Raw genomic sequence first — 7,212 nt, forward strand, 5'->3', positions numbered from 1 at the left:
TGGCGGTGCAGGACTTGGTGCACGAGGCGCAGCGCGAGCGCGGCCTGACCAACGGCCTGCTCGGCGGCGACGGGCGATTGCTCCAGCCCGTCGCCGATCAGCGCGGCGCGGTCGACCGGGCGCTGCGTGAGCTGCGGCGTGCAATGGCGGACAACCCGCCCGGCGCGGACCGGGTGCGCGCGGCCGCCCGGCCGCTGACCGACCTCGGCGCGACCCGCGCCCGAATAGATGAGCGGCGAACAGCCAGGCAGGCGGCCTTCCAGTACTACACCGACGCCATCGACGCGCTGAATCACCTGTCTCTCGGTCTCGACCAGGCCGCCGATCCGGTGGTCCGGCACGGTCTGCAAGCGTTGTACGCGCTGGGCGAAGCCAAGGAACAGACGGCGCGCGAACGCGGCTTCCTGAACGGCGTCTTCGCCGCCGACGCTTTCGGGCCCGGGGAGTACGTGCAGTTCCTCGACATCCGAGCGGCCAAGCTGGCCGGTCTGGCCGCGTTCGCCCGCGACGCCACCGCGGCCCAGCAGGCGCGGATGGACGCCGTGCTGGACAGCGACAGCGCGGTCCGGGCCGCGGAATCGGAGAACATCGCGATCGCATCGAGCGCCGGACCGCTGGTGCGGCCGGTCGACCCGATCACCTGGTGGGCCAGGATGACGGCGGTCATCGACGAGCAGCGCACCGTGCAGCAGGCGGTCGGCGCCGACATCGGCTCGCGCGCGGAGGTATCGCGCCGCAACGCCGCCTTGATCCTGGGCGCGTTCGTGCTCGCCGCGCTGGCGGCGGTCGCGGTGGAAGTGGCGCTGGTGGTCTCCGCGGTGCGCGCGATCGTCCGGCCGCTGGCCACGCTGGCCGCGGACGCCGACGACGTATCGAGCAGGCGGCTACCCGACGTGATCGCGGCCTGGCGCACCGGCGACGACACCCGCCCGCCGGACCCGCCCGCCCCGGTGCGGACACCGGCGGGCGCGAGCGTCGAGATCGCCGCGGTGGCACGAGCTCTGGACCGGGTGCAGTCCACCGCGTTCGACCTCGCGTCGGAGCAGGCGCTGGTGCGCCGCAACACCACCGAGTCGATGGTCAGCCTGGCCCGGCGCAGCCAGAACCTCGTGCGCCGCCAGCTCGGCCTGATCAGCGAATTCGAGCGGGAGGAGCTCGACCCCAAGGCGCTGTCGAACCTGTTCGAACTCGATCATCTCGCCACTCGTATGCGTCGCAACGCCGAGAGCCTGCTCGTGCTGGTCGGCGAGGCCAGTCCGCGCCGCTGGGCCGAACCGATCCCGCTGAGCGACGTGATCCGCGCGGGCCTGTCCGAGGTCGATGATTACCGCAGGGTGGTGCTGCGCCGGATGGACGATGTGCTCGTCACGGGCGCGGCGGCCACCGAGCTGGCACACATGCTCGCGGAGCTGATCGAGAACGGACTCGCCTTCTCACCACCGGATCTCGAGGTCGAGATCTACGGGCGCGCCGGGCCGAACGGGTACCTGCTCGCGGTGGTCGACCACGGCGTCGGCATGCCCGCCGACCACTTGGCCCAGGCCAACGCGCGACTGCGCGGCGAACAGGATTTCGTCGTCGCGCCGACCCGCCATCTCGGCCACTACGTCGTCGGCAGGCTCGCCGAGCGGCTCGGCATCGGCGTCGAGCTGAGCGTCTCGCCGGTGAGCGGCATCGTCGCGCGTCTGACGCTGCCGTCGAGCATGCTCGAAACCGGACAGGAACAGCGCGACGACCCGAGCGGGTCCGCGCCACACGCCGCTGCGCTCCCGAACGGCTCGAGTTCGCCGCGGCCACGCCCGTCTGCTGCCGCTACCGAAGCACCCGCCGCTCGATCCGGGAACGCGGGGTCGTCGGCCTACACCCAACTCGTCTTCCCGCGCACCGAGCCGACGGCTGCGCCGAGCGTCACCGCCCTCGACGCTCGCAGCGCGGCAGCGGATTCGGAACCCGCGATGCGGCACACCGAGAACGGCTTGGTCAAACGCAACAAGAAGGCCCGCGCGGCCGCTACCGGTCCACGTCCGGCCCCGGTGCCGCGATCGGAGCCCGCACCCGCGGTCGAGCGCTCACCCGAGGAGATCCGCGGCATGCTGTCCGCCTTCCGGTCGGGTTACCAGCGTGGCGCGCCCGGACGGCACGCCGCCGCCCCGCAGGACGACCTCGTCCGCGCCGCCGACACGGCGCACGAATTCCAGCCCGCCGCGACCATGGCAGAGGAGATCCGGTGACCACCCACATATCGAGCGCCGACCCGCACACCTTCAATTGGATGCTGGCCAACTTCGTCCGCGAGACCGACGGTGTACGCGAGACGGTCGCGGTCTCCTCGGACGGCTTGCTCATCGCCATGTCCGACGGCCTGGACCGCACCTCCGCCGACCGGCTCGCCGCCATGGTGTCCGGGCTGGTCGGGCTCGCCCGAAGCGCCTCGCGCAGTTACTCCTTCGACGGTCTGAAGCTGATCATGATCGAGATGAAGCGCGGCTTCCTGCTCGTCTCGGCCATGGGCGACGGCAGCTGTCTCGGCGTGATCGCCGACAGCGGTTGTGACGTCGGCCTGGTCGGGTACGAGATGGCGATCCTCGCCGAGCGCGCCGGCGCGCTGCTGGATCCCGCGCTCATCGCGGAACTGCGCGAGACGCTGCGGCGATGAGACGCGAATCCGCCGCCGACGATCGATTCGTGCGGCCCTTCGTGGTCACCGCCGGACGCACCACGCCACTGCTGGACGGGCTGCGCATCGAGACGCTGGTGCGGGCCGAGCCGGCCGCACTTTCCGCACCGCTGCGCTTCGAGCAGCGCACCCTGGTCCGGCTGTGCCAGCAGCCGCACTCCATCGCAGAAATCGGCACCGCGCTGCGGGTTCCGATCGGGGTGGCCAAGGTCGTGGTCAGCGATCTGGCCGCCACCGGACACGTCACCGTGCGCGCCGCCGACCAGCTCACCGCCGCTGCCATCGAAAGGATCAGGGACCTTGTCCGGGCACTCTGACATGCGAACGCCGACCATGCCGTCCTCGGTGAAAATCGTGATCAGCGGCGGGTTCGGCGTCGGGAAGACGACGTTCATCGGAGCCATCTCCGAAATCGAGCCGCTGGTGACCGAGGCGGCGATGACCGAAATGGCCGTCGGCGTGGACGACCCCGGACACCGTGCGGACAAGACGCGGACCACGGTGGCCCTCGACTTCGGCCGCATCACCCTGGACCGGTCGCTGATCCTGTACCTGTTCGGCACGCCGGGCCAGGACCGCTTCGTCTTCCTGTGGGACGACCTGGTCGACGGTGCGCTCGGTGCGGTGATCGTGGTGGACACCAGCCGCGTCGACGACTGCTTCCCGGTGCTGGACTACTTCGAGGAACACGGCACGCCCTTCGTCGTGGCGGTCAACCGCTTCGACGGCAGCACGCACTTCGACCTCGGCGAGGTCCGCGAGGCGCTGGAGTTGGAGGATTGGATCCCGGTTCTGGAATGCGATGCCCGGTCTCGCGATTCGGTCAAAGAGGTGCTGGTTTCGCTGCTGGAACAAGTACTGCTGCACCGCGCGGATCAGCTCACCGCGTAAGACATGGGCTGAGCGCCATACTCTCGGGGCCGTGGGTCCGAGATCTCCGGCCGGTGCCACATAGTCGCCGGACAAGGGGGCACGCTCACCCCGCGTGGCACCCGTCGAGAATCCGAACGTCTTCGCCGATGAATTCGCCGCGCGTCCGGCGTCTGTACTGTTGCCCCACCCCGAACGACGACAAGGAGCAACATCATGAGCAACGGCGCGGACTTCGCCCTCACCCACATCGGCGTCCTGGTCGGTGACCAGGACAAGGCCCTGGAGTTCTACCGTGACGTGATCGGACTCGAGGTCCGCGCCGACCTGCCTTTCGCGGGCGGGCGCTGGGTGACCGTCGGCCCGGCGAAGCAGCCGGGCATCGAGTTCATCCTGGAGACCCCGGAGATGGTGCCGGACGAGGCCGCCGGAGCGGCGGCGCGGGCGCGCTTGGCGAGCGGCGCGCAGGGCACGCTGATCTTCACCACCGACGCCGTGGACGCGACCTTCGCCCGGCTGCGCGACGCCGGGGTCGAGGTGACGCAGGAGCCGATCTCGCAGCCGTACGGGGTCCGCGACTGCGGGTTCCGCGACCCGTGGGGCAACCACCTGCGCTTCTCCGAACTGCCGGGCTGAGCCCTCCCAGGGCCGGTGTGGGCCGCGTCGCATACCCCCGCGCGCCGGCGGGCAATACTGTCTGATCATGGGCGAAACGATGAGTGAGACCCAGCAGGACGCGATCCGGCCGCTGCGCGACGACATCCGGTTCCTCGGTGGCGTGCTCGGCGACACGATCCGCGACCACGAGGGGCCGGAGGTCTTCGACCTCATCGAGCGGGTGCGCATCGAGGCGTTCCGAGTGCGCCGCGAGGAGGTCGAGCGCAGCGCCGTCGCCGAGATGCTGGACGGTGTGGACATCGCGGTGGCCCTTCCGCTCATCCGCGCGTTCAGCTATTTCGTGCTGCTGGCCAATCTCGCCGAGGACATCCAACGCGATCGTCGCCGCGCCGCGCACGAGGCGGCGGGCGAACCGCCTCAGGAGTCGTCGCTCGCGGCCACCTACCGCAAGCTGGACGCGGCGGCGCTCGACGGGGCGCGGGTGGCCGACCTGCTGGCCGACGCGCTGGTGTCGCCGGTGATCACCGCGCACCCGACGGAGACGCGCCGCCGCACCGTCTTCGACGTGCAGGCCCGGATCACCGAGCTGATGCGCCTGCGCCAGCGTTACGCCGAGAGCGAGCGCGAGCGGGCCGATCTGGAGTTGCGCATCCGTCGTCAGGTGCTGAGCCTGTGGCGCACGGCGCTGATCCGATTGGCCCGCTTGCGCATCCAGGACGAGATCTCGGTGGGCTTGCGCTATTACGACCTCACGCTGTTCGACGTGATCCCGGCGATCAACGCCGAAGTGCGCGCCGCGCTGCGCTCACGCTGGCCGGGTGTCGAGTTGCTGCCGCGCCCGATCCTGCGTCCCGGCTCGTGGATCGGCGGCGACCGCGACGGAAACCCCTATGTCAGCGCCGATGTCGTGCGCCAGGCCGCTTATCGCGCGGCCGGTCTGGCTTTCGAGCGTTACCTGCGTGAACTGGTGGAGCTGGAGAAGACGCTGTCGCTGTCGGCCCGTCTGGTCACGGTGACGCCCGAGGTCGCGGCCCTGGCCGAGACCGGGTACCCCGATCCGGCCGCGCATGCCGACGAGCCCTATCGCCGCGCGCTGCACCATGTTCGAGCCCGGCTGACCGCCACCGCGCTGTCGGCCCTCGGCGAGGTCCCGCCGAACGGCCTGGACACCGGGGCGCGGCCGTATCCGTCCCCGCAGGCGGTGCTGGACGACCTGGACGCGGTCGACGCCTCCCTGCGGCGCAGCGGTGACGGCCTGCTCGCCGACGATCGCCTCGCCGCGTTGCGCCACGCCGTGGAGACGTTCGGCTTCCACCTGCAAGCTCTGGACCTGCGGCAGAACTCCGAGGTGCACGAGCAGGTGGTCGCCGAGCTGCTGGCCTGGGCCGGGGTGCATCCGGACTACGCGAGCCTGCCGGAGGCGCGCCGAGTGGAACTGCTCGCCGCCGAACTGCGCACGCGGCGCCCGCTGCTCGGCCCGCACGCACGGCTGAGCGAACTCGCGGCCAAGGAACTCGGCATCGTCCGCGCCGCACGGGAAGTGGTGGACACGCTCGGCGCGCAGGCGGTGCCGAACTACGTCATCAGCATGTGCACGTCGGTGAGCGACCTGCTCGAGGCCGCCCTGCTGCTGAAGGAGGGCGGGCTGCTCGATCCGGGCGAGCCGGACGGGCCGCCGAGCTGCCCGGTGGGCATCGTCCCGCTGTTCGAGACCATCGAGGATCTGGGCGCCGGAGCGGCGACGCTGTCGGCGGCGCTGGAGGTGCAGGTCTACCGCGAGCTGGTGGCCGCGCAGGGGATGCGCCAAGAGGTGATGCTCGGCTACTCCGACTCCAACAAGGACGGCGGGTACCTGGCCGCGAACTGGGCGCTGTACCGGGCGGAGCTGGATCTGATCGAGGTCGCCCGCAAGACCGGCATCCGGCTGCGGCTGTTCCACGGCCGGGGCGGCACGGTGGGCCGCGGCGGTGGCCGTAGTTACGACGCGATCCTCGCGCAACCCGCGGGTGCGGTGCGCGGTTCGCTGCGGCTCACCGAGCAGGGCGAGGTGATCGCCGCCAAATACGCCGAACCCGGTGCGGCGCATCGCAACCTGGAGTCGCTGATCGCGGGCATGCTCGAGTCGACCCTGCTGGACGTGGAGGGCCTGGGCGCCGACGCCGAGCCGTCCTACGGGATCATGGACGACCTGGCGGCCCGCGCTCGCGCGGCGTACGCGCGACTGGTGCACGAGACCCCGGGATTCGTCGAGTACTTCCGCCAGTCCACGCCCGTCGCCGAGGTCGGCGATCTGAACATCGGCAGCAGGCCCGCCTCCCGCAAGCCGACGAATTCGGTCGCAGACCTGCGCGCCATCCCGTGGGTGATGTCCTGGAGCCAGGCCCGGGTGATGCTGCCCGGCTGGTACGGCACCGGCACCGCGCTGGAGGAATGGATCGGCGGCGACCCGCGGCGGCTGGCCACCCTGGCCGACCTGTACCGCCGCTGGCCGTTCTTCCGCACGGTGCTGTCCAACCTGGCGCAGGTGATGGCCAAGAGCGATCTGGACATCGCGGCACGCTATGCCGAACTCGTGGACGACGCGGCGCTGCGCGAGCAGATCTTCGGCATGATCCGGGACGAACACGCCCGGACCGTTCGCATGCACGCCGCCGTCACCGGCAACGATCACCTGCTGGCCGACAACCCCTCGCTGGCGGAGTCCATCCACAACCGGTTCCCCTACCTGGAGCCGCTCAACCAGATGCAAGTGGAGCTGCTGCGCCGCCTGCGCGCCGGGGACGACTCCGAATTGGTGAAACGCGGCATCCTGCTGACCATGAACGGCTTGGCCACCGCGTTGCGAAACTCGGGCTGAGCGGCCGAGCCGGTTCCGGGAGGAAGGAGCGTCGTGTCGATCGACGAAGCAGCCGTAGCGGCGCTCGCGGACCGCCGGATCGGTCCCGAACACAAGGGCATGCCACCCAGCTCCTGGGGCCGCACCGTGCGGGAATTCCTGCGCACCGCACCGACACTCGACCAGTTGCAGACGCCGGTGCTCACCGTGG

General features: G+C 70.8%; 6 protein-coding genes. All 6 read left to right on the forward strand.

The features are described 5' to 3' along the window. The coding region (locus ON27_RS10455) for a sensor histidine kinase (protein ID WP_051046417.1) at window positions 1-2,231 on the forward strand (2,231 nt) is incomplete at its 5' end. After that, a complete protein-coding gene (locus tag ON27_RS10460; RefSeq protein WP_245559904.1) occupies window positions 2,228-2,656 on the forward strand; it encodes a roadblock/LC7 domain-containing protein in 429 nt (142 codons plus the stop codon). The genes ON27_RS10455 and ON27_RS10460, both read left to right, overlap by 4 nt. Next, window positions 2,653-2,994, forward strand: a complete 342-nt coding sequence (locus tag ON27_RS10465; RefSeq protein ID WP_043689710.1) for a DUF742 domain-containing protein — start codon at window positions 2,653-2,655, stop codon at window positions 2,992-2,994. The genes ON27_RS10460 and ON27_RS10465 overlap by 4 nt, the downstream gene beginning before the upstream one ends. A gap of 16 nt (window positions 2,995-3,010) precedes the next feature. Beyond that, window positions 3,011-3,568 carry a GTP-binding protein gene (locus ON27_RS10470; protein WP_043723468.1) on the forward strand — a complete coding sequence of 186 codons (558 nt, stop codon included), beginning with the start codon at window positions 3,011-3,013 and terminating at the stop codon, window positions 3,566-3,568. 195 nt (window positions 3,569-3,763) lie between these two features. After that, window positions 3,764-4,183: a VOC family protein gene (locus ON27_RS10475; protein ID WP_043723449.1), complete on the forward strand. Its 420-nt coding sequence runs from the start codon at window positions 3,764-3,766 to the stop codon at window positions 4,181-4,183. Between the two features lie 79 nt (window positions 4,184-4,262). Further along, complete coding sequence (gene ppc / locus ON27_RS10480; RefSeq protein ID WP_043723471.1) at window positions 4,263-7,022, forward strand: phosphoenolpyruvate carboxylase; 2,760 nt, start codon at window positions 4,263-4,265, stop codon at window positions 7,020-7,022. The last annotated feature ends 190 nt before the right edge of the window (window positions 7,023-7,212 follow it).

The sequence above is a fragment of the Nocardia asiatica NBRC 100129 genome (genome assembly GCF_000308415.1).
In the GTDB taxonomy this organism is placed as follows: domain Bacteria; phylum Actinomycetota; class Actinomycetes; order Mycobacteriales; family Mycobacteriaceae; genus Nocardia; species Nocardia asiatica.

What these genes read in the sequence shown, in the direction of transcription:
- ON27_RS10465 (WP_043689710.1), top strand. Translation starts at nt 2,653, where the DNA reads ATGAGACGCGAATCCGCCGCCGACGATCGATTCGTGCGGCCCTTCGTG.
- ON27_RS10470 (WP_043723468.1), top strand. Translation starts at nt 3,011, where the DNA reads ATGCCGTCCTCGGTGAAAATCGTGATCAGCGGCGGGTTCGGCGTCGGG.
- ON27_RS10475 (WP_043723449.1), top strand. Translation starts at nt 3,764, where the DNA reads ATGAGCAACGGCGCGGACTTCGCCCTCACCCACATCGGCGTCCTGGTC.
- ppc (WP_043723471.1), top strand. Translation starts at nt 4,263, where the DNA reads ATGAGTGAGACCCAGCAGGACGCGATCCGGCCGCTGCGCGACGACATC.